Source organism: Loktanella sp. S4079, from assembly GCF_000967725.1.
GTDB lineage: Bacteria > Pseudomonadota > Alphaproteobacteria > Rhodobacterales > Rhodobacteraceae > Yoonia.
The window spans coordinates 449,641-474,932 of sequence record NZ_JXYE01000002.1; the positions used below are offsets into that span (position 1 = coordinate 449,641).

Annotated in this window: 20 protein-coding genes; 12 read left to right on the forward strand and 8 right to left on the reverse strand. The window is 54.0% G+C overall.

Annotation, left to right across the window (positions count from 1 at the left end; genetic code table 11):
• Positions 1–37 precede the first annotated feature (37 nt).
• From hemA to ispG, 3 genes are all read left to right on the forward strand, one after another.
• Positions 38–1,261, forward strand: a complete 1,224-nt coding sequence (gene hemA, locus TW80_RS03410) for a 5-aminolevulinate synthase (RefSeq protein WP_045996983.1) — start codon at positions 38–40, stop codon at positions 1,259–1,261.
• A gap of 116 nt (positions 1,262–1,377) precedes the next feature.
• On the forward strand, positions 1,378–2,568 hold the full coding sequence (locus TW80_RS03415; RefSeq protein WP_045995931.1) for a helix-turn-helix domain-containing protein: 1,191 nt from the start codon (positions 1,378–1,380) through the stop codon (positions 2,566–2,568).
• A 76-nt stretch (positions 2,569–2,644) separates the two neighbouring features.
• Positions 2,645–3,772 (forward strand): flavodoxin-dependent (E)-4-hydroxy-3-methylbut-2-enyl-diphosphate synthase, encoded by a 1,128-nt coding sequence (gene ispG / locus TW80_RS03420; protein WP_045995932.1) that lies wholly within the window; start codon positions 2,645–2,647, stop codon positions 3,770–3,772.
• 89 nt (positions 3,773–3,861) lie between these two features.
• Here ispG and TW80_RS03425 read toward each other — a convergent pair whose 3' ends face one another.
• The 3 genes from TW80_RS03425 to TW80_RS03435 form a co-directional block, all read right to left on the reverse strand.
• Positions 3,862–4,482 carry a thermonuclease family protein gene (locus TW80_RS03425; protein ID WP_239450481.1) on the reverse strand — a complete coding sequence of 207 codons (621 nt, stop codon included), beginning with the start codon at positions 4,480–4,482 and terminating at the stop codon, positions 3,862–3,864.
• A 189-nt stretch (positions 4,483–4,671) separates the two neighbouring features.
• Positions 4,672–5,439, reverse strand: a complete 768-nt coding sequence (locus TW80_RS03430; protein ID WP_045995933.1) for an MBL fold metallo-hydrolase — start codon at positions 5,437–5,439, stop codon at positions 4,672–4,674.
• Between the two features lie 91 nt (positions 5,440–5,530).
• Complete coding sequence (locus TW80_RS03435; RefSeq protein ID WP_157033200.1) at positions 5,531–6,271, reverse strand: DsbA family protein; 741 nt, start codon at positions 6,269–6,271, stop codon at positions 5,531–5,533.
• A 123-nt stretch (positions 6,272–6,394) separates the two neighbouring features.
• On the opposite strand from TW80_RS03435, the gene TW80_RS03440 reads away from it, so the two are divergent.
• The 4 genes from TW80_RS03440 (at position 6,395) to prfB (ending at position 12,494) form a co-directional block, all read left to right on the forward strand.
• Positions 6,395–7,540, forward strand: a complete 1,146-nt coding sequence (locus TW80_RS03440) for a pyridoxal phosphate-dependent aminotransferase (RefSeq protein WP_045995934.1) — start codon at positions 6,395–6,397, stop codon at positions 7,538–7,540.
• On the forward strand, positions 7,537–8,679 hold the full coding sequence (locus TW80_RS03445) for an N-acetylmuramoyl-L-alanine amidase (protein ID WP_239450482.1): 1,143 nt from the start codon (positions 7,537–7,539) through the stop codon (positions 8,677–8,679). The genes TW80_RS03440 and TW80_RS03445 overlap by 4 nt, the downstream gene beginning before the upstream one ends.
• A 99-nt stretch (positions 8,680–8,778) precedes the next feature.
• Positions 8,779–11,298, forward strand: coding sequence for a penicillin-binding protein 1A (locus TW80_RS03450; protein WP_045995936.1), 2,520 nt, complete (start codon positions 8,779–8,781; stop codon positions 11,296–11,298).
• A 71-nt stretch (positions 11,299–11,369) separates the two neighbouring features.
• The gene (gene prfB / locus TW80_RS03455; protein ID WP_045995937.1) at positions 11,370–12,494 is read left to right on the forward strand and encodes a peptide chain release factor 2; all 1,125 of its coding nucleotides are present in this window, start codon (positions 11,370–11,372) and stop codon (positions 12,492–12,494) included.
• Between the two features lie 66 nt (positions 12,495–12,560).
• On the opposite strand, the gene TW80_RS17580 is transcribed toward prfB, so the two are convergent.
• The 5 genes from TW80_RS17580 to bcp all read right to left on the reverse strand — a co-directional run bounded on the left by TW80_RS17580 (position 12,561) and on the right by bcp (position 17,086).
• On the reverse strand, positions 12,561–13,652 hold the full coding sequence (locus tag TW80_RS17580; RefSeq protein WP_162197149.1) for a LysM peptidoglycan-binding domain-containing protein: 1,092 nt from the start codon (positions 13,650–13,652) through the stop codon (positions 12,561–12,563).
• A 210-nt stretch (positions 13,653–13,862) separates the two neighbouring features.
• Entirely contained in the window at positions 13,863–14,351 is a 489-nt protein-coding gene (locus TW80_RS03465; protein ID WP_045995938.1) for a bactofilin family protein, read from the reverse strand.
• Positions 14,341–15,648: a M23 family metallopeptidase gene (locus tag TW80_RS03470; protein WP_045996987.1), complete on the reverse strand. Its 1,308-nt coding sequence runs from the start codon at positions 15,646–15,648 to the stop codon at positions 14,341–14,343. Before TW80_RS03470 ends, TW80_RS03465 begins: the two co-directional genes overlap by 11 nt.
• A 161-nt stretch (positions 15,649–15,809) precedes the next feature.
• The gene (locus TW80_RS03475) at positions 15,810–16,622 is read right to left on the reverse strand and encodes a ferritin-like domain-containing protein (RefSeq protein WP_045995939.1); all 813 of its coding nucleotides are present in this window, start codon (positions 16,620–16,622) and stop codon (positions 15,810–15,812) included.
• Positions 16,619–17,086 (reverse strand): thioredoxin-dependent thiol peroxidase, encoded by a 468-nt coding sequence (bcp, locus tag TW80_RS03480; protein ID WP_045996988.1) that lies wholly within the window; start codon positions 17,084–17,086, stop codon positions 16,619–16,621. The genes TW80_RS03475 and bcp overlap by 4 nt, the downstream gene beginning before the upstream one ends.
• A gap of 85 nt (positions 17,087–17,171) precedes the next feature.
• On the opposite strand from bcp, the gene TW80_RS03485 reads away from it, so the two are divergent.
• The 5 genes from TW80_RS03485 to lpdA all read left to right on the forward strand — a co-directional run bounded on the left by TW80_RS03485 (position 17,172) and on the right by lpdA (position 25,063).
• Positions 17,172–20,462: an AsmA-like C-terminal region-containing protein gene (locus tag TW80_RS03485; RefSeq protein ID WP_239450483.1), complete on the forward strand. Its 3,291-nt coding sequence runs from the start codon at positions 17,172–17,174 to the stop codon at positions 20,460–20,462.
• Complete coding sequence (gene queA / locus TW80_RS03490; RefSeq protein WP_045995940.1) at positions 20,462–21,526, forward strand: tRNA preQ1(34) S-adenosylmethionine ribosyltransferase-isomerase QueA; 1,065 nt, start codon at positions 20,462–20,464, stop codon at positions 21,524–21,526. The genes TW80_RS03485 and queA overlap by 1 nt, the downstream gene beginning before the upstream one ends.
• A gap of 88 nt (positions 21,527–21,614) precedes the next feature.
• Positions 21,615–22,886, forward strand: coding sequence for an MFS transporter (locus TW80_RS03495; protein WP_045995941.1), 1,272 nt, complete (start codon positions 21,615–21,617; stop codon positions 22,884–22,886).
• Between the two features lie 97 nt (positions 22,887–22,983).
• Positions 22,984–23,562 carry a DUF924 family protein gene (locus tag TW80_RS03500; RefSeq protein ID WP_045995942.1) on the forward strand — a complete coding sequence of 193 codons (579 nt, stop codon included), beginning with the start codon at positions 22,984–22,986 and terminating at the stop codon, positions 23,560–23,562.
• A gap of 106 nt (positions 23,563–23,668) precedes the next feature.
• Positions 23,669–25,063 (forward strand): dihydrolipoyl dehydrogenase, encoded by a 1,395-nt coding sequence (gene lpdA / locus TW80_RS03505; protein ID WP_045996990.1) that lies wholly within the window; start codon positions 23,669–23,671, stop codon positions 25,061–25,063.
• Positions 25,064–25,292 lie beyond the last annotated feature (229 nt).

Consider the following 25,292-nt stretch of genomic DNA (forward strand, 5'->3'; position numbering starts at 1 on the left):
GATCGTTGTTTTGACGCGCAAGATGAAGGAAGTATCAGTGGACTATACCGCTCAGTTGGAAGCTGCGATTGACCGTTTGCACGAAGAAGGCCGCTATCGGACCTTCATTGATATCGAGCGCAAGCGCGGTCAGTTTCCTCATGCCACGTGGCGCAAAGATGACGGGTCCGAAGCACCTGTAACGGTGTGGTGTGGCAATGATTATCTGGGTATGGGCCAGCATCCTGTCGTATTGGCCGCGATGCACGAGGCGGTGGATGCAACGGGCGCTGGATCCGGTGGTACGCGCAATATCTCTGGTACGACCGTTTATCATAAGCGGCTCGAAGCAGAGCTTGCCGATCTACACCAAAAAGAATCAGCCTTGTTGTTTACTTCGGCTTATATCGCCAATGACGCGACGCTCAGCACGCTGCCCAAGCTGTTTCCCGGTCTTATCATTTATTCTGACGCGTTGAATCATGCCTCTATGATCGAAGGCGTGCGCCGCAACGGTGGTGCAAAGCGCATTTTCCGCCACAACGATGTCGAACACCTGCGTGAATTGCTGGCCGCTGACGATCCTGCCGCGCCGAAACTGATTGCATTTGAATCCATCTATTCCATGGATGGCGATTTTGGCCCAATCGCGGAAATCTGCGACCTCGCAGACGAATTCGGCGCGCTGACCTATATCGACGAAGTGCACGCCGTTGGCATGTACGGACCTCGTGGGGCAGGGGTTGCTGCACGTGATGGCCTGATGGGTCGTATCGACATCATCAACGGTACATTGGCCAAAGCATACGGTGTGATGGGCGGTTATATCGCTGCATCCGCAAAAATGTGTGACGCTATCCGCTCTTACGCGCCGGGCTTCATCTTTACGACCAGCTTACCGCCAGCGGTCGCTGCTGGTGCTGCGGCAAGCGTTGCACATCTGAAGTCAGACGACACTTTGCGGCTTCAGCACCAAACGCAGGCGAAAATTCTAAAGCTGCGCCTCAAGGGGATGGGGCTACCTATCATCGACCACGGAACGCACATCGTTCCCTTGATTGTTGGCAACCCGATCCACACCAAAAAGCTGTCTGATATGCTGCTGTCTGAGTTTGGTATCTATGTACAGCCGATCAATTTCCCGACTGTTCCACGCGGAACAGAGCGTTTGCGCTTTACGCCTTCGCCTGTTCACGGGCCGCGTGAAATGGATGCACTAGTGGGTGCTTTGGACAGTCTTTGGTCACATTGTGCGCTAAATCGCGCTGAACTTGCTGGTTAACCTTTTTTCAACATATGCATGGCGGGTGTCGGTATGCTATTGATTGAAAAGGTTCTCACGCGCGGTTGATTCGTGTTACATGTAGAACCACGGGGCAGTAACCGACGGGACAGTCGATGATCGGGAAGACCTTCAAGCGCGAAAACGCACCGAAGGACGTTCAAGCGAAAAGCTTTGACGACTTTGAATTGCGACTGGGTGATCTGATGCGCGGTGAACGCGCGACCATGGGCAAAAGCCTATTGGACGTTCAGCGCGAGCTTAAGATCAAAGCAGCTTACATCGCCGCCATTGAAAATGCTGATCCCTCTGCCTTCGATACCCCCGGATTTATCGCGGGCTACGTGCGGTCATACGCACGCTACTTGCGTATGGACCCGGACGAGGCCTTTGCGACCTTTTGTAATGAGAGCGGTTTTGCAACCGCACATGGCATGTCGGCCGAGGCGTCTTCGCGGCAGGGAAAATCTGGTGAACCCATTGCCGCCCCGCTGGGCAAAGATATCTTCTCAAGCTCGGCAACACCGTTCATTCCAGCAGGTGATGCGGTGTTTGCACAGTTTGAACCGCGCGCGATCGGCTCGCTCATGGTGTTGGTCGCGCTGATCGGCGGGCTGGGGTATGGCGGATGGACCGTTCTACAAGAGGTGCAAAAAGTCCAATTTGCGCCAGTAGAGCAGGCGCCCGCAATCGTGTCAGAGCTTGACCCACTATCAGGTGCGGTAAATGCGGTCGAAACTTCTGATCCCCTGACAGGGTTCACAAATACACCGTCCCGCGAGGCTTTGGATCGTTTGTACCGTCCACAAGCGCTGGATTTACCTGTATTGGTGGCGCGTGATGCGCCGATCTCGACGCTGAACCCGGGTTCAATTGGGTCTATCGTCCCTGATACCCCTGAAGAAGTCGTCGTGGCCGAAGAAGTCTCCAACACGCCGCATCCGCCGGCAGTTCAGGTCGTTGAACCTGATGTGCCAGAAGTCCAACTGGTCGCGGTGCGACCAGCATGGGTCCGCGTTCGGTCGGCAGACGGTACAGTGATCTTCGAAGGCGTGATGGCCCCTGGCGAGAATTTCGAAGTACCCGCGACAGAAGCGCCTGCAACATTACGCGTTGGTGAAAGTGGTGCAATGTATTTTGCCGTGAACGGCGTGCATTACGGTCCTGTCGGCCAAAGTGGCGTTGTGACCTCTAACGTCGCTTTGAGCGCCGATAACCTGCGTGAAGCCTATGCCGTCGCGGATCTAGAAGCTGATGCTGACCTAGCCGAAGTCGTACGTGTCGCAGAGAACAGCGTGACTGAATAACCCACCAAGACCGGTTGCTGCGGCAGTCATAGATGCTTAGATTGAGGGCAAATCGCGATTGCCTGAAAGCAGCCTCATGTCTTTGAACAATATCCGTCCTTGGCGCACGATTGAGCGTCGGAAATCACGTCAGATCATGGTTGGTTCCGTGCCCGTTGGGGGGGATGCACCTATTTCGGTGCAGACCATGACCAATACGCTGACAACGGACGTGAAGGCGACAATCACACAAATTCAGGCAGCTGCCGATGCCGGCGCTGACATTGTGCGTGTGTCTGTTCCTGATGAAGCATCGAGCAAGGCGCTCCGTGAAATTGTGCCTGAGGTCTCGGTCCCCATCGTTGCGGATATCCATTTCCACTATAAACGCGGGATTGAGGCCGCTGAGGCCGGGGCTGCCTGCCTGCGCATCAACCCGGGTAACATCGGTGACGAAAAGCGCGTCAAAGAGGTGATCAAAGCCGCGCGCGACCATAATTGTTCGATCCGTATCGGGGTGAACGCAGGGTCGCTGGAAAAGCATTTGCTGGATAAATACGGAGAGCCCTGTCCTGATGCGATGGTCGAAAGCGGGCTCGATCACATCAAAATCCTGCAAGACAACGATTTCCACGAATTTAAGATCAGTTGTAAGGCGTCGGATGTCTTTATGGCCGCCGCCGCCTATCAGCAGCTCGCCGATGCGACCGACGCGCCAATCCATCTTGGCATTACAGAGGCGGGCGGGCTGATCAGCGGCACTGTGAAATCCGCGATCGGGATGGGGAACCTGCTGTGGATGGGGATCGGCGACACGATCCGCGTGTCTCTGTCCGCTGATCCCGTCGAAGAAGTGAAAATGGGATTTGAAATCCTCAAGTCCCTCGGGCTTCGCCACCGCGGTGTGAACATTATTTCGTGCCCATCCTGTGCGCGTCAGGGGTTTGATGTGATCAAAACCGTAGAGATTTTGGAGAAGCGTCTAGAGCACATCAAAACGCCGATGAGCTTAAGCATCATCGGCTGCGTCGTGAACGGCCCCGGCGAGGCGCTTATGACCGATGTCGGCTTTACAGGCGGCGGGAACGGGTCTGGCATGATCTATCTCGCCGGTAAACAAAGTCACAAGCAAACCAACGCAGAAATGATCGACCACATCGTCGATCAAGTCGAAAAGAAAGCCGAAGAATTGGAAGCCGCGCAGAGTGTGAAAGCTGCAGAGTAGTTATCGTTCACTTGGCTTATTTCCGCAGTCTTGGACGACAGCTTCTTCGTTTGAGTATCTGAAAAGTTGACCAGTTCAGATCCTCCTTATCACTGCTTCTTAGACTGACGGGCTTCAAATTTGTCCCAAATGAACATTCGTCCCTTTTGCCGAGCATCTGCCAAGAATAGCTTCTTTCGTGCATCAGGTGTTTCCATTTCACTATACTTTCCACCCGAATACTTCGGCCAGTCTATTGCAAGGCCCAATTTTACCATTTCAGCAGAAAGATCACGACCGTCAGGCAGGTAGCAGTGGGCAACGGTTCGGCCGTAGTCGTCCTCGTCAGTTATTTCTGCTCGAATGATATGCCCATTACAAAGTTTGTGCAGCGCCCACTTTGCTTTTTTGCCGTAAGGATGGTTCAGTTCGGGGGCGTCAATTCCAAAAAGCCGGATTTGAGTTTTTTCGACAGTGATTGTGTCACCATCGGTAATGTAAGCAAGACCAGTCAGTATTCGTTTTTCATCGATCGGGTGCGCTGATTGCGCGTCAAATCTTGAGCTATCGCTTAACTTAATAGCTTTTGGTTTCTTGGGCGATGGAGGGGGCGTGATAATATTGGTAGTTGGCTCCGTCCTACTGTCTTTCGAGGTGTTACGCCGTAACAGTACTACGCAAATAATTAGGGCAAGGGCAATTGTAGGGATAAGTACTTCTGCATTAGCCAATCTAAATTCCTTAATCTAAGACCGTAAATTATTTCGAGAAAATCCACAAAATATAAAGAAGAAGTTAAATGGACGGCACGCAAGCATTCAAGGCCAGAATTGGATGGCGAGGGGACGAATTCTTATTTTTGTTGCTTTGTCTGATGACGACATTTTACAGGGCAGCGAAAGCTGCCCTGCTGCGTTGATTTAGCTGTACCAATTGCCCATTTTGACTTCTGTTTCGCTTTGGAGTGCGGCTGCGAAGTCTTCGGGGTCTTGGGTGCCGTTGTCGCGCCCTCGGTAATGGTAGGGGTAGACGTAGTTCGGGGCGAATTCGCTTACGGCCGAGGCCGCTGCATCAGAATCCATCGTAAAGGGAAGGTTCATGCAGACAAAGGCGACATCAATGTTTTCAAGCGCGCGCATCTCGGGGATGTCTTCGGTATCGCCTGAAATATAGACCCGTAGCCCATCAACAGAGACGACATAGCCATTGTCGCGCCCTTGTGGGTGAAAGTTCAGCCGGTCTTCGGAGATATTATAGGCGGGAATTGCCTCGAGGCCGATTTCGCCAGCGCGCGCCGTTTCCCCGTTGGCAATTGCTGTGGTCTGCCCCTGCAAGGCCGCGGGCATCATGTCATAGACGGCAGGGTTGCTGATGATGGCGGTGCCTTCGCCCGCGAGTTCGGCAAGCGTCTCAGCGTTATAGTGATCGCCGTGTTCGTGGGTGATCAAGATAAAATCAGCGGGTGGCAGATCGGCATAGAGCGTTGCTGCGCCCACAGGGTCGACGTAGACGGTGCCCGCTGGTGTCTCCATCACAAATGACGCATGTGCGACAGGGTGAATGGTGACCATCCCATTTACGGTTTCAAAGCTATCGGCGCTATGCCCGGCCGCATGCAATCTATACGGCAAGAGCGTTGTTGTCCCTAGCGCTGCAGCAGTTCGTAGAAAAGTACGACGTGTTGTCATGTCCAGCTCCTTGTTGGTGTGTGCGCACAGGAATTAGTGCGCCTTTAACACTTGTCGACCAGAGCTGATGAAAGATTACACGAATGGTTGATTATTCACGTAGCTCGGCGACAAATTGTTTCATCACGTCCAAGGGCACGTAACCACGGACCAATTGGTCTTCGACAACAAAGGTCGGAGTCCCGGAAATTTGCATTTTTTGCCCTAGTTCGCGATTTGCAGAAATGATTGCGGTTACCTCGTCTGAATCCATTTGTTCAATAATTGCGGTCGCGTCCAAATTAAGCACTTCCGCCAAGCGTGTCATGCTTGCTTGGTTTATGTCGCCCCGGAATTCCATCAACGTGTCGTGCACAGCTTTGTACGCGTCATCCCCCGCGACCAGAAGGGTTGCAACAGCGAACCGCGAGGCAAGCACCGATTGTTCGCCCAAAATCGGGTATTCTTTGACGACGAAACGAATGTTGGCATCCGCCGCGATAAGAGACTCAATTTCAGGAAATGCGCGTTTGCAATAACCGCAACGGTAATCCAGAAACTCAACAATAGTAATGTCACCGGCCGGGTTGCCGCCAACAAATGAATGGCGGTCATTAAAGAGTTCTTCGCTATAGTCGGCGATCAACTGGGAGTCAGAGACCGTTTGTGCCTGCTGTTCACGTTGCTGAAGCACGCCGATGGCTTCTTGCAGCACTTCGGGGTTTTCAAGCAGGTAGGCCCGTACCTCTGCCCGGAACGCGGCCCGTTCGGCATCAGTCAGGGAATCGAGTTCCACCGCAGAAGCTGGGCTGGTCAAGGCAAGCATGATTGGCAGGGCGTAGCGAAGGGTCATCTGGGGCATCTCGTTAACAATCTTGTGCGCATGACAGAGCATATATGCCGACAATTGCCAAGGTGCATTGACCTCACATGCGGGTGAGAGGCAAACAGGGCCAAAGAAACGATAGGCAGGACTATGCGGCATTCATCGCGGGGCGAAGTCGACCCATTTATAGTTATGGACGTTATGGAGGCTGCGCGCCAAGCCGAGGCAGCCGGACGTCATATTATCCATATGGAGGTTGGCCAACCGAGCACAGGCGCCCCCAAGGCGGCGCGCGAAAAGCTGGCCCGAGAGTTGGACGATCCATTGGGTTATACCGTCGGTCTTGGCCTGCCAGAGCTGCGTGCACGCATCGCGCGGCACTATCAAGATTGGTACAACGTTGATCTGGATCCGCAGCGTGTTGTGGTAACAAGCGGGGCGTCGGGGGCGTTCTTGCTCGCCTTTTCGGCGCTGTTCGACAATGGCGAACGTGTGGGATTGGGCACGCCATGCTACCCGTCCTATCGGCAAATTCTGAAAGCTGTTGGTTTAACGCCCGTGGATATTCCGACGACGCTGTCGCAGCGCTTTCAGCCTGTGCCGACTGATGTCGCGGAACATGATCTCGCCGGGTTGATCGTTGCGTCGCCTGCCAACCCCACAGGCACTATGCTGAACAGCAAAGAAATCGCGGCGTTAGCGGCGGCCTGTCAGTCCGCCGATGCGGCGCTAGTTTCGGACGAAATTTACCACGGTATCGACTACGATGTTCCCCCGGTAACAGCCTTGCAGGTCACGAATGACGCCTATGTGGTGAATTCATTTTCCAAGTATTTCTCGATGACCGGCTGGCGCGTTGGTTGGATGGTTGTCCCAGATGATCACGTGCGGCGCGTTGAGCGTTTAGCGCAGAATATGTTTATTTGCGCACCACATGCTGCTCAACGCCTGGCGCTGCACGCGATGGATTGCCCCCAAGAGTTAGAGCGCAACAAAGAAGTCTACGCTGCCAACCGTGCATTGATGATTGATGGCTTGCGTGCGGCGGGGTTGAACCGCTTTGCTCCGCCGGATGGCGCGTTTTATATCTATGTCGATGTGTCTGAGTATACCGACAACGCATTGGTCTTTGCTGCTGACATTCTCAAAGAGGCAGGGGTTGCTGTGACGCCGGGCCTCGATTTTGACGCGCAACGTGGTCATCATTGGCTGCGCTTTTCATATGCGCGTGGAACAGATGATATTCGCGAGGGGCTGGACCGCATCGCCGCATTTATGAAAGGACGCAAAGGGTGATCCGCGCGATATGTCTGTTGATGTGCTGGTGCGTTCCGGCGTTTGCCCAAGTCGCAATTGATGCTGACCGCACCGCAGTGCGTGATGGTTGGTGGACGCTCGAAGTTCAAGTGGCGCTCTCAGATGTGACGCCTTACCGTTTGTTTACATTGGATAATCCGCGCCGTTTGGTGGTGGATATCGAGGGCGCAGAATGGCCAGATGTTTCGCCCGAAACATTGTTGTCGGGTGATCGTGCAAAGGGGGTGCACTTTGGCGCGTTGAACCAAGATTGGTCGCGGATGATCGTGGATTTGGCCCGACCCTTGGCCATCGAAGAAGCCGCGATGAAACGGGCAGATGACGGCGTCTTATTGAACATCGTGTTGGGGCGCACGGACGCGAAATCATTCGCGGTGGATGCAGGGGCGCCGTCGCAAGCAATGGTATTCGACCCCGTGCCTGTGCCGTTGGTCCATTCCGAGGATGCCGGATTTATCGTTGTTATCGATCCGGGGCACGGGGGCATTGATCCGGGCGCCTTGCGCGGCGGCATTAAAGAGGCTGAGTTGATGCGGCTCTTGGGATTGGAAGTTGCGCAGGCGATCAATCAAATCGAAGGTGTCACTGCAGTCATGACACGTGATCAGGATTTGTTCGTACCATTGGACGCGCGCGTGACCTTTGCGCGGGCCGTCGGGGCCGATCTATTCATTTCTCTGCACGCTGATGCACTTGAAGAAGACGATGCAAGTGGTGCATCTGTATACACTTTATCCCAAGGTGGCGGGTCTGATGCGACGCAGAGGATGATAGAACGGCACGCGCGTGGCGATCTGCTCGCGGGTGTTGATCTGGTGGATCACGGGGATGATGTGGCAAGCGTCTTGATGGATTTGGCGCGATCTGAAACCGGGCCAAAAGGGCGCGCGTTTGCGGAAATCTTGATCGCGCAGATGCGTGAAACGGGTGTTCACGTCAACAGCCGCCCACACCGCCACGGTCAATTGGCCGTGCTCACCCCGGCTGACTTTCCAAGTGTGTTGCTCGAAGTTGGATTTTTGTCGAACGCACAAGACCGCGCGCGGCTTACTGATGTCGGCGGTCGGTCGCGCATTGTCGCGGCGATCCGGAATGCTATCCAAGAATTTGTTCAGTAAATCGTGATGAACTGCACGGTATCTGCCCATTTGGGCTTTTGACCATTTGCGGGCAGAGGCGTATAAGCCAAAGCCGAAACCATAGGATATATAACACCCGTGTTGCGCTTTATTTTCTCTTTCATCGGCGGAATTTTCACTCTGCTGACCCTTGGCCTGATTATGGGCGCACTGACGCTGGGCGCCGTGTTTTTTATGTATGGTCAGGACCTGCCGACCTATGAAACGCTAGCGCGCTATCAGCCAAAGATTATCAGCCGTATCTATTCGAACGAAGGTCAGATTATTGATGAGTTTGCCGCTGAACGTCGTTTGTTTACACCAGCCGAGGAAATTCCCGATCTGGTAAAACAGGCTTTTATCTCGGCTGAGGACAAGAATTTTTACACACACGGTGGCTATGATCCGCGCGGTATTCTGGCCGCGATCGTAGAGGCCGTGACATCGCGCGGTGAAAACCTGCGCGGTGCGTCGACCATTACCCAGCAGGTGATGAAGAACTTCTTGCTGGATGGCTCCACCACGCTCGAGCGAAAAATCAAAGAAATCATTCTCGCCACGCGAATCGAAGGCGCGATGAGCAAAGAGCAAATTCTAGAGCTTTACCTAACAGAGATTGACCTTGGTGTGCGGTCCTTTGGTGTGACCGCAGCGGCGCGGTCATATTTCAACAAACCGCTGTCTGCGCTGACACCCGCAGAGGCCGCATTTCTCGCCGTTCATCCCAAGGCGCCCTATAGTTATCACCCGGTGCGCAATCGGGACGCTGCGATTGCACGTCGGAACTTTATTCTGCGCGAGATGTTTGAAAATGGCTACCTGACCCAAGCAGAATTGACCGAAGCACTGAATGACCCGCTGCGCACCGTGCAAAACGGTGATTTCCCAAGCTATCAGGAAGATTTGCCACCGCGTGACTATTTCACCGATGAAATTCGTCGTCAGCTGTCGCAGAACTTTGGTGAGGATGAATTCTTTTCCGGCGGGCTTTCTATTCGTGCGACCGTGGACCCAGAGCTTCAGGTCAGCGCCGCGCATTCATTGCAGCAAGCGCTCGAGGAATATGATCGCGGGACTGCGCAATGGCGCGGGACAGGCAAAACCATTCCAGAGGATCAGCTCGCGACTGAGGAACAATGGCGCGCAGCACTGGCCGATGTCAAAGTTGCACGCGACATCAATTTACAGTCGCAGTGGTATCCGGCAGTTGTTCTCGCGGTCGAGGAAAATCAGCTGCGCCTTGGCATTGAAGGTGTGACCGAAACCGAAGCGGAACCATTTGTAGTGCCGCGTCGCGATATCGAATGGATGCGCGGCAACTTCTTTGACAATTTCAACCTTGGTGATGTGGTCCATGTGCGCCGGATGACCGCTGATAGTGACGGATCGTTTATTCGCTGGACGCTACGGCAAGTTCCCGAAGTCCAAGGTGGCTTTATGGCGATGGATGTGAACACGGGCCGTGTGATCGCGATGCAGGGCGGTTTTAGCTATCAGTATTCCGTCTTTAACCGTGCAACACAGGCGCAGCGTCAGCCGGGTTCTTCGTTTAAACCGTTTGTCTATGCGGCGGCGTTGGATAGCGGATATTCCCCGGCAACTATCGTTGTCGACGCGCCGATTACCATCAATACGCCTCAAGGCGTATGGCGGCCAAAAAACGCGTCTAACCAGTTTTATGGACCGACCCCATTGCGGACCGGGATTGAACGGTCGCGTAACCTGATGACGATCCGGCTCGCCCAAGAGATCGGGATGGATACCGTAGCGCAATATGCTGAACGCTTTGGCGTCTACGAGAACATGAACCAAGGGCTTGCCGCGTCACTGGGTGCTGACGAGACCACATTGTTCAAGATGGTTGCCGCCTACGCGATGTTTGCAAATGGGGGTGAACGTGTTGAACCAACATTGGTTGACCGCGTCCAAGATCGTTACGGCAACACCGTTTATCGCCACGACCAGCGGATCTGCGAAGACTGCGCGAACGCCTACATCCCCGAAGGTTTTGCACCGCGGATTACGTCAAACCGTGACCGGGTAATGAACGAGATTACAGCCTATCAGTTGACCTCGATGATGCGCGGTGTTGTGCAACGCGGTACAGCAAGTAGTGCGATTAACCTGCCTGTACCGATTGCGGGCAAAACAGGTACGACCAACGATGCCAAAGACGTCTGGTTCGTTGGCTTTTCGTCCAATATCGTCGCGGGCTGTTACATCGGCTATGACACGCCACGCAGTCTTGGGCGCGGTGCCTCTGGTGGCGGAATTTGCGGGCCAGTGTTTAATCGCTTTATGGGTGATGCCATCGAACAATATGGGGCAGGGCCGTTTACGCCACCTGAGGATTGCCAATTCATTAATATTGATCGCTACAGCGGTGCGCGTCTGCCAGATGGCACGTCTGGCGAAAACGTGATTGCAGAGTGTTTCCGCCCTGGTGAAGAACCATTGTTTGGGATCATGTTTGACGGTGGCTTTGCAATGGCGGGTGATTTGCCCCTGTTTGACGAGGTGCCGCGCCAAGGGCGTCAGGTCACGACATCAACAGGTGAAACCGCGACGGTGGGGCCCAAGGCAACCTTTGGGACACTTTCAACAGGTGGTCTTTACTGACCACCTGCTTGTGGGCGCGCGCGGCGCACTGTAATACCCCATAAGATTAGACTGACTTACATAGGTGCCGCATGCGCGCAGAAATTCAGACAACAGTTGACGCGATTGAAAAGTCGCTGAGCTTGCTTGCGCAGCGGATGGATCGTGAGACCGCCCCGCATCGGCTTGAGGAATTCAACGCCCGCGTTGAGGATCCCACCTTGTGGGATGACCCTGAAGCCGCGCAAAAGCTGATGCGTGATCGGCAATTGCTGGTCGATGCGATGGCGAACTACGACAGTATCGCGCAGGACTTGAACGACAATATCGAGTTGATCGAACTGGGCGAAATGGAAGACGACGCCGAGGTCGTCACCGAGGCTGAAAATAGTTTGATCGCACTTCGCGACAAAGCAGCCCAAAAAGAGCTTGAGGCGCTTCTCGACGGTGAAGCCGATGCAAACGATACTTTCTTGGAAATCAATGCCGGGGCAGGCGGGACCGAGAGCTGCGATTGGGCCAACATGCTGGCGCGGATGTACGTGCGTTGGGCCGAGAAAAAGGGCTACAAGGTTGAACTGCAATCCGAACAAGCCGGTGACGAAGCGGGGATCAAGTCTGCTTCCTACAAGATTAGCGGACATAATGCTTATGGCTGGCTGAAATCCGAAAGCGGCGTGCACCGTCTTGTGCGCATTTCGCCATTTGATAGCGCGGCCAAACGGCATACCTCGTTTACCTCGGTAAAGGTCTACCCGGTGGTCGACGACAACATCGAGATCGAAGTGAACCCGGCAGATATCCGGATTGATACATATCGCTCTTCGGGTGCAGGTGGTCAGCACGTAAACACGACTGACTCTGCGGTGCGGATCACGCACCACCCGACCGGGATCGTTGTGACAAGCTCGGAAAAATCGCAACACCAGAACCGCGACATCGCGATGAAGGCTTTGAAATCGCGGCTCTATCAGATCGAATTGGACAAACGGTCTGCACTTGTGAACGAAGCGCATGAAAACGCTGGCGACGCAGGCTGGGGCAACCAGATCCGGTCGTATGTTCTCCAACCTTATCAGATGGTCAAAGACCTGCGTACCTCGCATGAAACATCAGATACCAAAGGTGTGCTTGATGGTGATCTGGACGGCTTTATGGCGGCAACTTTGGCGCTGGACGTATCTGGGAAAAGCCGTGCCGAGGCGAACGCCGAATAATCGGGTCAAATATTCAAATGAAAAAGGGCGCCAAATTTGGCGCCCTGTGTGTTTGTGTCTCTCAGTTTATTGCGTTTGCGCGCGGTGCGCTGACAGGTGGCGGTTCACGATTTCGAACCACTGACCGTCTGCTTTGATTGCAGCAATACCGCTGTTCATCATGCCCAGCATTTCTTCGCGGCGTGGGTTTGACTTTGCGATCACTGGGCTAAGGTTCATGACCTTTGTCAGTTGCTCGTTCAGCATGATCTGGTCTTGTGCACCCAGTTCCATGACTGCGCCCTGACCGGGATCAACCGCAATTACGACGACATCATATGTGCCATCTAGGAGGCCCGCCATGCAGCCGGTGATCAGACCCTCTTGGCCAAATGTAATTGCAGGCTCGACCAGCCCGTCTTCTTCGAGAACAAATGTCTCATAGCCGTCCGGACGACAAATGCTCAGGCCAGCCAGTTCCGCATGTGTCGCAGGCAGTGGTTCGTTTGCGCGACCAAAATAGCCGAGCAGAATTTCGAACATCGGATCTGACCATTCAAAGTTATTGCAGCGGAACTTGGCATCGTCGCCCAATTGATCGATAAGTTCACATGGTGGTTCATACCAAGCCGTTGCAAAGTCATAGGCATGATCTGTCAGCAATGGCTGAAGGTGTGAACCCCAGTCGTTGATAAAGTCGATCTTGTACTCAGGGTTGCCATCTGCCGCAGCCAGAGCAACGTTTGTCAGCTCTGTGATCATGCCGCCTTGCTCTTGGCTTTCGTCAAAGTAGGGGGCCCAGTCGGTCGCGGTAACGACGCGCACCCCATTGCCTGTTGGCGCGGCGAGCTGTTCAGTTGTTACGACCTTACGAATAAGGGATTCATCAGCGTCAGATTCTGCTTCACCGCCGAGGCAGGGGATATAGATTTGCTGACCCAGTGAAATAAGGCCGGGATTTGGACCAATCGCATCGACGTTCGCACTATAGATGATTTGGAAATCTGCAGCGGATCCGTAGACCCGCTTGGCGATGCCAGAAAGCGAGTCACCGGAAGAAATCGTGTAAGGGCCTCCGCAGGAGATTTCTTGGGCCGCAGCGCTTTGCGCGGAAATCGTAAAGCCCATTGCAGCAATGCTAACGGATAGAGCCCGCACGGCGGGTTTGAAATAGTTCACTGGTTTCTCCATATGTGAGGCGAATTTTCTTTATTGACTGGTTAATCAAAATACTCAGGAACTGTTTCACACTTCGGCGAAACAAGCGGCTGAATTCAGACCCGAAAAGGGCATTTTTCTGACAATTGGGGCGCATTCCGCTGCGTCAGTCAAAAAACAAAAAAAGGCGCCCAATAAATGGACGCCTTAGAAATAAACTGTGTTGTAGCTTTAGGACTTTGCTGCGTCTGTTGGCATCTTTTTCGAGCCATTTGACAGCGGGTCGTCCTGACGCTGAACAGAGCCTTCGAAGTGTGCACCGCTTTCGATTGCGATGGTCTTGTGAATGATGTCACCTTCAACACGTGCGGTTGATGTCAGGCGCACCTTTAGGCCACGCACGCGGCCGACAACACGACCGTTGACGACAACATCATCTGCCACAACTTCGCCCTTGATTGTCGCACCTTCGCCGACAGTCAGCAGGTGCGCGCGGATATCACCGTCTACTTGGCCTTCAACTTGGATGTCACCGGTGGTCTTGAGGTTACCAGTGATCAGCAGGTCAGAGGAAAGAACAGAAGCCGCAGGCTTTGCCTTTGGCGCGGCCGCTTTGGTATCTGTAGCAGTTGCTGTTGGCTTAGCGGTGTCTGCTGCCTTGGGTGTTTCAGAGTCGGCCGATTTGGGCCCAGGTTCATTGATTTTGGATTTAGAAAACATCTTGTCCAGCTCTTATATAGATCATGGGGTTAACGGGTTCGCCTCCGACGCGAACTTCGTAGTGAAGGTGTGGGCCTGTCGAACGACCTGAGTTGCCCATATCACCAATTCGTTCGCCACGCGAGACTCTTTGCCCGACGCTGACACGCATCGCGTTCAAGTGTGCGTATCTTGTCTCAATGCCAAAGTCGTGGCGGATTTTGATCAGGCGTCCGTAACCAGAGGACCAGCCCGCATGCGTGACGACACCATCAGCGGTCGCATAGATTGGCGTGCCAATCGGACCGGCAAAATCTGTCCCAGCATGCAAACGGCCCCAGCGCGGCCCAAAGCCCGAGGTAAAGCGAAAGTTTGCTTTGACCGGGATGTCAAATGGCGCCTTTTCAGCGGCAATACGGTAAAGATTGATGCGGTCCATCGATGAAAGGATCGCATTCGCACGCAGCGCATCGGGATCAGGTTCGCCACCTCGCGTCGAGAATTGGATCGGGGTGAGCGGGCCACCTTGGCCAGAGTAGCCGCGGCGCACTTGGTTCAACATGTCATCAGGGTTCATACCAGCAGCGCGGAACATATCATCGAGCGGTTCAACAGAAACAAGCATCGCTTCTTCGAGTTGGCGAAAGATTTGATCATTGCGCTCTTGAAGGAGGCGCAGTTCCAGCTCGACCTCTTGCGCGTGCTCAATTGCGAACTCTGCGTCTGCAGCGATCATGTCGCGCTCTGCTGCTGTTTCTGCCAAAGCATTAGCGAGTAGATCAACTGTTCCAGATGCTTCTTCGCTGAGTGCGGCAACTGAATCTGTTTCAGCTTCTTGTGTCAAAGAGGCGACCTCGGCACGGGCGGCCTCGCGTTGTTTCATGGCGTCACGCAGAGTGGATTGCACCACGTCTAGGCCAGTTTCCAACTCGCGTCGTTTTTCCTCTGTGGCCAGTAGCTCTGATTGCATGATGGAAATTTGACGTAGCGCAGAGTTAAACCGTTCCTGCGCTGCGGCGGCCTCGAGCGCGCGCTGATCGCGTTCGGATGACAGAGCGTTTAGTCGCTGTTCATATGTCATCTGGTCGCGTTGCGCCTGCGCACGGAAGTTTCCGGCGCCAATGCTGTCCATCAACAAGATCGCTGTTGCAACGATGGTCCAGGCAACGACGACTGTGCAGCCGATCCACGCAACAAGCTGCGTTTCAGAGCTGAGCCGGATAAACCGTGTCTCTGTATCTGAGCGAAGAAAGAGGCGGCGTTCGGGGAACCAACGTTCCAAAACGCTATGGATAGTGTGTGTCAGTCGTGATCGCACGTTGAGGTCCTGTGTCGTCCCAAAGATTAGTGCCGGTCCCCACACCAGCGCTGCATATGTCTGTAAGCAGCCAAAGGCCGCGCTGCAAGAAATTTGCGCGATTGGTGCGGGAATAGGCCGGAAAGGGACGTGATTGCGCAGATCGTCGCCAATCCGGTCTGCTATTTTTTGTGCTGTTCTGCCAAAGGCCAATAAAAATCAGGCGGAATACCTGCTTCTGCACGTTTTTCCTCGTTAAAGGGTGGCTTCAGCGAGGAATGGAAATATTTGCGCACGAGGTCATGAAAGACGCCAGTTGGGTCGAGATCATGTCGTCCACACAAAAAATTGAACCATTTCGCTCCGTATGAGACGTGATGAACTTCTTCGGCGTAGATGACTTCTAACGCGGCAACGGCTGATTTGTTTTTGGCTTGTTTAAAGATATTGATCATGCCGGGGGTCACATCGAGCCCCCGCGCTTCGAGAACCATCGGCACAACAGCCAGACGTCCCATCAAATCGTCAACAGTGTCTTCCGCCGCCCGCCACATGCCGGCATGTGCAGGCAAAGCACCATAGTGACTGCCCAGTTCTTCGAGACAATCACACATCAGGTTAAAGTGCTTGGATTCCTCATCCGCGGATTTGACCCAATCATCATAATAGCCCAGCGGCAATTTGACGTCGGCAAAACGCGGGATGATATCCCAGTGCAGGTCAATCGCATTGAGTTCGATATGGGCCACTGCATGCAGCAGAGCGATCCGGCCCTCTTCGGTGCCGGGTTTCCGGTGTGGCACGTCGCGTGGATCCAAGAGTTCTGGTTTTTCGGGGCGCGCCGGGCGCAGCGGTGGGGTGGCCGTTCCTATCTCGATGGGGTTGCCATTCGCACGTGACTCGCGCCATTGCGCGGCAAATTTACGAGAAAGTGCCGCTTTTTCGCGCCCATTGGCAGTATTGAGAACGGCGACTGCCATTTCAGAAAGGGTCATAGTGCGCGCACCGCTTCGAGTACCTCTTCGACGTGGCCGGGTACGCGAACCTTTGGCCAAATTTGCGCGATGGTACCATCAGCACGGATCAGGAATGTCGCACGTTCGATGCCCATAAAGCTTTTGCCGTACATCTTTTTCTCGACCCAGACGCCGTAGCGCTCGCAGACGTCGCCTTCTTCATCGGAAAGCAGGGCGATCTTTAGGTTCTGTTTGGCGACGAAATTGTCGTGCTTTTTGATCGAATCCTTTGAAACACCAAGGATAACCGTGTTCAGCGCATCAAAATCAGCAACAGTTTCGGTGAAGCCAATCGCCTCTTTGGTGCAGCCGGGTGTATTGTCGCGCGGATAAAAATACAGAACAACATTCTTACCGGCAAAATCGGATAAGTTCACAATTTCGCCGCCGTCACGGGGTAGGGTGATGGCTGGGGCTTTGTCGCCGACAGAGAGTTGGGTCATCATGCGTCCTTTTTTAGGTTGTAGTTTTGTTTTAACTCGACACAGACAAAGTTAAAGACCTCCGAGGCCGCAAAGCAGAGTGAACGTGGAAGAAACCGAAGAGCCAATAGAAACAAAGCCGCCGAAAAAGCCGCGCATGACTTTGCGACATTGGCTGTTTTGTTTGCGTGCGCTCTTTGTGCTGTGCCTTACGCCGTTGATTTTTGCGGGTGTCGCGGCAGTGATGATGATCAACCGCGAAATCACAGCGCCAAGCTGGATCGTTTCTCAGATCGAAAGCCGTGCCGATGCGTTGCTTGATGGTGCGCAGTTGGAATTTGGTGGCATCACGGCACGGATCGGGCGTGACCTGCATCCGCATGTTCGATTGGTCGATACCAAGCTATTTGATCGTAACGGTGAAATGATCACCCGTGTGCCGGTGGTAGAAGGCATGATGTCGCCGCGCGGGCTGATTTTGCAGCGCGAAGTCTTGATGCAAGAGGTTCGCGTGATTGGGGCACAGATCAATCTGCGCCGCGCCAAAGATGGGACTGTCGCGGTAGCGCTTTCGACCGATGCGTCAGAGGTGAGCCAAGCAAGATCAGTTGCCGGGTTGTTGGAGCAGGTTGATACGCTCTTTGAACGCCCGCAGCTTGAGGCGCTTGAAACCTTTACCGCCGATGGGCTGGTCATCAATTTTGACGACGCACGAGCGCAGCGCAGTTGGGTTGTTGACGGGGGTCAGCTTGCGCTGGATCTGCGAGAAAACAATACCGAACTGCGTGGGAATTTCAGTTTGCTCTCTGGGCGCGCGGGGGTCACGTCGGTGAATTTATCTTACAGCAGCCCACGGGGCAGTCGATCTGCGCAGCTCGCTGTGAATATTGACGATGCGATCACCAGCGATATTGCCGCGCAATCGGCGGCACTGACGTGGTTGCGCGATGTTGATGCGCCGATCTCTGCGGCTCTGCGGACTGAATTGGACGAAGATGGCGCGTTAGGCCCGTTGAATGCGACGCTTGAGATCGGGGCAGGTGCGTTACAGCCAAACGAGGTGACACAACCGATCAGGTTTGACGCCGCCAAAGCATATTTGCAGTACGACCCACTGCGCGACAAGATCACGTTTACCGATGTCGCGCTCGAAACCGAATGGGGTAGTTTTCGTGCGCAGGGTGATGCGTTCTTGCGCGACATCACAGATGGTTTGCCGGGCGCATTGGTGGCGCAGTTGCAATTCCAAGATATCGCCCTGAACCCGATGGCGCTTTATGAGGCGACACCAACCGTCGAAAATGTCGGGTTGGACATGCGGCTTAGATTTGATCCTTTCCGCGCCGAGATCGGTCAGATGGTCGTGCAAAATGGCGTTGTTCGGGCGCTTTCGCACGGGTATCTTCGCGCAGATGTCGATGGATGGCACGGGGCGCTTAATAGCGAGATTGATGAGATATCTCCACAAGAGCTGCTGGCGTTCTGGCCCCCGACAGTAGAGCCCAAAACCCGACAGTGGATATCTGAGAACCTACTCGAAGGGCGATTGCACAACGGGCAATTCGGATTGCGCGTGGCACCCGGTCAACCACGGGAGCTCGCTCTGGGTTTTGAATTTGATGATGCGCAAATCAGATTTATGCGTCACATGCCACTTATCCATAACGGGGCCGGTGTTGGGTCTATCGAGGATCATCGCTTTGTCGTGTCATTGGACGAGGGGCAGGTGATGCCCCCACAGGGCGGTCCAATTAACGCGGCTGGCACGAGCTTTATCATCCCTGACACCCGCCAAAAGCCCAGCGATGGGATCGTCGATCTGGCATTGGACGGGACAATCACAGGCGTCTTGTCAGTTCTTAACCACGAACCGTTTTCGTTTTTGGATAAGGCTGAGAAGCCGGTGACCTTGGCCGATGGGCGTGCGCAGATTAGCGGGCGAATTGGATTCCCGATGAAGCGCGGATCACGGCGCGAGGAAATTGACCTAGATCTAACAGGCGTTCTGCGCAGCGTGCGTAGCGATCAATTGGTGCCCGGACGCAACTTTGTTGGCGCGCGCCTTGATGTGACTGTTGATAATGACGCGCTCACCATCTCTGGTCCCATACAGTTGGGTGGGGTGCGTGCACGCGGTCAGTGGCAACAGCAATTTGGTGAAGAACTCAATAATCATAGTGAAGTAGCGGCCGATGTTGAACTCTCACAACGGTTTTTGGATGAGTTCAATATCGCTTTGCCACCCGGAACAATTTCTGGAAGTGGCCGTGCTGATCTGTCGATTGATTTGGTTAAAGGGCGTGCGCCGCAGTTCTCTCTTGCATCCGATTTGCGGGGGGTGGGTGTGGCGATCCCAGCCGTGGGTTGGTCAAAGCCAGCCCGCCAAGCAGGCGAGTTGCAAATTGAGGGGCAATTGGGGGCAGTGCCGCGCGTTGACCGCCTACGCATTAGCGGTGCTGGCTTGACCGCTGAAGGACAAATCCAATTGTCATCGAACGGAGGACTTGCCGCGGCGACATTTTCAAGATTGCAGATCGGCAATTGGATGAATGCCCCAATAACTTTGCGCGGGCGTGGACGGGGGCAGCCTGTCGCGGTTGAGATCGGCGGAGGCACATTGGATTTGCGTCGTGCACGGTTTGGTGCGAGCAGCGGAGAAGGCGGCCCCATCACAATCGCGCTTGATCGATTGCAAATTACCGAAGGGATCACACTGTCTGGATTCCGTGGTGACTTTAACAGTGCCAATGGTTTTTCTGGTCGCTTTACCGGGCGTCTGAATGGCGCGGCGCCCATCCAAGGTATTGTGGCTCCGCGTAACGGCCGTTCTGCAGTACAGATTAACAGTAGTGACGCTGGCGCCGTGATCCGTGCGGCTGGTTTTATGGATAACGCGAACGAAGGGTCGCTGACGCTCACATTGTTACCTTCGGGGGGCGCTGGTACATTTGACGGAACCTTGGCCGTGCGGGATCTACGCGTGCAAAATGCGCCAACAATTGCCGCCCTGCTTGATGCGATTAGCGTTGTCGGTCTTTTGCAGCAACTTGACGGTCAAGGATTGCGGTTTGATGAAATTGACGCGCAGTTCCGGCTCACGCCGCAGCAGGTGATTGTGTCGCAGGCAAGCGCGGTTGGTCCGGGGCTTGGCATTTCGATAGATGGCATCTACACGCTGGCGAACAAACAAATTGACCTACAAGGTGTGATATCTCCGCTGTATTTGGTGAATGGTATCGGCTCTTTCTTGACCCGCCGGGGCGAAGGGCTGATCGGCTTCAACTTTAACATTCGCGGTACATCAAACGCCCCACAGGTCAGCGTAAACCCACTATCGGCGCTCACGCCCGGAATGTTCCGCGAGATATTTCGCCGCCCGCCACCGGAAATAAACTGATGAAGCTAAGCGACTTTGATTTTGACCTGCCCGAGGAACTGATTGCGACACGCCCGGCACGGCCACGCAGTTCGGCAAAATTGCTCTTTGCGCGGGGCCAAGACATCAGTGATCGGATCGTCTCGGATTTGGTGGACATTTTGCAACCCGGTGATCGTCTGGTTTTGAACGACACCAAGGTGATCCCGGCGCGGTTGTCAGGGCAGCGTTTTCGGAATGGCGAAAACGGCCTGACGCATTCCAAGATCGAAGTAACGCTACTAGAGCCGCGCGCGAATGGCGATTGGGCCGCCTTGATCAAACCTCTGCGCAAAATTCGCGACGGCGAGGATATCGTGTTTTCCGATGAGCTTAGCGCCAATGTGACTGGGCGTGCGGACGGTCAGGCGTTTTTGCGGTTCAATCTTACCGGTGATGATTTTGACGTGGCTTTGGCCGCCGTGGGCGCGATGCCGTTGCCCCCCTATATCGCTGCCAAACGGCCCGCAGATGAGGCGGACAAAGAGGATTACCAAACCTATTGGGCGCGTCATTCGGGGGCAGTCGCTGCGCCAACAGCGTCTTTGCATTTTGATGGTCCATTGCTAGACGCGCTCGCTGAACGCGGAGTGAGCTTTACACATGTGACGCTTCATGTTGGGGCAGGGACATTTTTGCCGGTGAAGGTTGATGATGTGCGCGATCACAAAATGCATTCTGAATGGGGTGAGGTAACGCCCCAAGCGGCTGCAGAAATCAATGCGACTAAAGCTGCCGGAGGGCGCGTCATCCCGGTGGGCACAACTGCGCTGCGCCTGATCGAAACCGCCGCGCGCGACGGCGCGATTGCCCCTTGGACCGGTCCTACAGACATTTTCATTATGCCGGGATTTACGTTTCAAGTCGCTGACGGGTTGATGACGAATTTTCACCTGCCGAAATCAACATTGATGATGCTTGTTTCTGCTTTGATGGGCCAAGACAAGATAAAACAGATATATGCCCATGCCATTGCTGCGGGCTATCGTTTCTTTAGCTACGGTGATGCTTCGCTGCTTTTCCCGGCTGACACAAAGTCGCCGTGAACAGACAAGACAGTGTCGTTTTCGTGTGATGAACTTTGGTGAGAATCATCCATAGGAGCAATTCTGCCAAAATAAGAAGGGGCGCACGATGCTGCAGGTGTTTACTGGGTCATGGGCCTTGTTCGTTGGGATGTTTATGCTGATGGTTGGGAACGGCCTTCAGGGTACATTGCTCGGCCTGCGTGGCGACCAAGAGGGCTTTAGCACGCTTGCACTTTCGGTTGTGATGTCGGCGTATTTTGTCGGATTTTTGTTCTCGTCACGTTACACGCCTGAACTGATCCGACGTGTGGGTCATGTCCGCGTTTTTGCGGCACTTGGTTCGCTGATTTCCGCTGTGCTGATCTGCTATCCTATGTTGCTTGAACCTTGGGCTTGGACCATTGGGCGGGTGATCATCGGATTTTGTTTTTGCGGGGTATATATTACCGCAGAGAGCTGGCTAAACGACGCTTCAAGTAACGAAACACGCGGCAAGGCGTTGTCAGTCTACATGATTGTGCAGATGGCCGGGATCGTCTTTGCACAATGGATTCTAAGCCGTGGTGACGTCTCTGGCTATACATTGTTTATCATTCCGTCGGTTTTAGTTTCACTCGCCTTCGCGCCGGTTCTGCTATCGGCGCGCCCCATGCCCGCATTTGAGGCGACCAAGCGAATGCGGGTCAAAGATTTGATCGGTGCGTCGCCATTGGCTAGTTTCGGGATGTTCATGCTCGGGGGCGTGTTTGCTGCCCAATTCGGCATGTCCGCGGTCTATGGTAACCGTGTGGGACTCAGCGTTGGGGAAATCTCATTCTTTGTCTCGGCGATCTATGTCGGGGCGTTGGTGTTGCAATATCCCATCGGTTGGTTTTCGGACCGCGTGGATCGCCGCTTTTTGATTATTGGCGTGGCACTTCTCGGGGGGCTGGGCTCTATGGCGGCCTATGTGATCCCCGACAATTTTGGGGTGATTGTGTTTAGTGGTGCCATTGTCGGCGGCATGTCAAACCCGCTTTACGCGCTACTCTTGGCTTATGCGAATGACTACCTTGAAAAGGAAGACATGGCCGCTGCGTCCGGTGGTTTCCTATTCGTCAACGGGCTGGGGGCAATTGCTGGCCCACTGATTGTCGGGCGCATGATGGATGTCATGGGGAACAACGGATACTGGCTGTTCACTGCGGCATTGATGTTCGCGATTGGGTTTTACGGTCTTTACCGGATGACACAGCGGAGCCGTGGTGATCTTGATACCGAGGCGGTGCCATATATCCCTGTTTCTGCTGCTTCGACAGCTGTTGCTACAGAGGTCGCGTTGGAAGTGTTTATCGAAGCTGGCGAAGAAGAAGCCGAAGAGGATACATCTGTGTCCTGACGGCAAGTATATGCTGGTTTGTTCTTTGTGCGCTTGATCGAAACGCATATGTCTGCTTGGCTCCAAATAACCAAGTACATGGTTGAGGAGTTAGACAATGGTATCCCCACAAGAGGTTCTGGCCTTTTGGCTGGACGAGTGCACGCCAGCAGATTGGTATAAGTCGGACCCAGAGTTCGATCATTCGATCCGTGAGCGTTTTTTGAGCACATGGACAGAGGCGCAAGAGGGGGCGTTTGGGCTTTGGCTGACATATCCAAATGGTACTTTGGCCTATATCATCCTTATGGATCAGTTTCCGCGTAACATGTTTCGCGATCATGCAGATGCATTTGCCAGCGATCGGGCCGCGTTGGCCGCTGCCAAAATGGCGATCGAGCGCGGTTGGGACATGAAGGTCGATGAGCCAGCGCGTCAGTTTTTCTACCTGCCATTGATGCATTCAGAATGTTTAAGTGATCAAGATCGCGCGGTGAGGTTGTTTCATTCACAAATGCCGCAAACCGGTGCCGACAACATTGATCACGCCCGCGCTCATCGTGGAATTATCCGCGAGTTTGGCCGTTTTCCATATAGAAACAGTGCCTTGGGTCGCGATACAACCGCGCTAGAGCAAGCATTCTTGGATGCGGGTGGCTATCGTACTGCCTATCAAGCACAGCTATCGGGCGAATAAATCTGACGTTTGCGTTCATCAAATGGCTGATATGCCTCAAGGTCTCTAGAGGTTCCTGAGAAATTAGTTTAGTATTCAACTAATTTCAGATTTGGAGGATCAGCGCATGGCCGCGAAGAACTTTGATATGATCGTAATCGGTGCGGGGCCGGGGGGCTATGTTGCAGCGATCCGTGGTGCTCAGCTTGGGTTAAATGTCGCTGTTGTGGAGCGTGAAAACCTCGGCGGTATCTGCCTGAATTGGGGATGTATCCCAACCAAAGCTTTGCTGCGCTCTTCAGAGGTTTTTCACCTGATGCACCGCGCCAAGGAGTTTGGCCTCTCGGCAGAGGGTATCGGCTATGATTTGGACGCAGTTGTGAAGCGCTCGCGCGGGGTTGCGAAGCAAATGGAAGGCGGTGTGAAGCACCTGCTGAAAAAGAACAAAGTTACCGTGATCATGGGAGAGGCGACGATCCCCGCGAAAGGGAAGGTCTCGGTCAAATCAGAGGCTGGTACCGAGGAACTTACTGCAAAGAATATCGTGCTGGCGACCGGCGCACGTGCCCGTAACCTGCCCGGACTAGAGGCCGACGGAGAGCGCGTTTGGTCGTATCGTCATGCCTTGGTGCCTGCGCATCAGCCGAAAAAGCTGTTGGTGATTGGTTCGGGTGCGATTGGGATCGAATTTGCTAGCTTCTACAATACCTTGGGTGCCGACACGACTGTTGTCGAAGTCATGGACCGCGTTCTGCCCGTCGAAGATGCTGAAATCAGCGCATTCGCGAAGAAGCAGTTCGAAAAGCAAGGCATGAAGATCATGGAGAAATCTGTGGTGAAGCAACTTGATCGGGCCAAAGATAAGGTCACTGCCCATATTGAAACCGGTGGCAAGGTCGTCAAACAAGAATTCGATACCGTGATCAGCGCAGTCGGGATTGTCGGTAATGTCGAAGGTCTCGGCCTCGAGGCGCTCGGCGTTAAGATCGATCGCACTCATGTTGTTACTGATGAATTCTGCCGGACAGGTGTCGACGGGCTTTACGCTATTGGCGATATCGCTGGCGCGCCTTGGTTGGCGCACAAAGCATCGCACGAGGGTGTGATGGTCGCAGAGGTCATTGCGGGTAAACACGCGCACCCTGTCAAACCAGAAAGTATCGCAGGCTGCACATATTGCCACCCACAGGTCGCAAGCGTTGGCTACACCGAAGCCAAGGCCAAAGAGTTGGGCTATGACGTCAAAGTGGGCAAGTTCCCATTCATTGGGAATGGTAAGGCCGTCGCATTGGGTGAACCCGAGGGGCTGATCAAGACTGTCTTTGACGCGAAAACCGGCGAATTGCTGGGCGCGCATATGGTCGGTGCCGAAGTCACGGAACTGATCCAAGGCTATGTTGTTGGGCGTCAGCTAGAGACAACCGAAGAAGATCTGATGAACACTGTCTTCCCGCATCCGACCCTGTCAGAGATGATGCACGAAAGTGTTCTGTCAGCATATGGTAAGGCGATCCATATCTAGAAGCTATGCGCATCCTTTGCGTTTCGGGCAGCGGTTAATCCGCTGCCTTTTTTATTGCGACACATTCTAAAGTTGATTCTGTGTTCGGTTGTCGATTTGTGTGTGTTACGTGCTGCACAATTACCGATTGTGTCATGATTGGTTGTTCAATCTGCTGGATTTGACGGCAAATGCGTTATTTTCCCCGTTAAATAGGTTGAAATGCCATATTTTTGATGACGCGCGACAT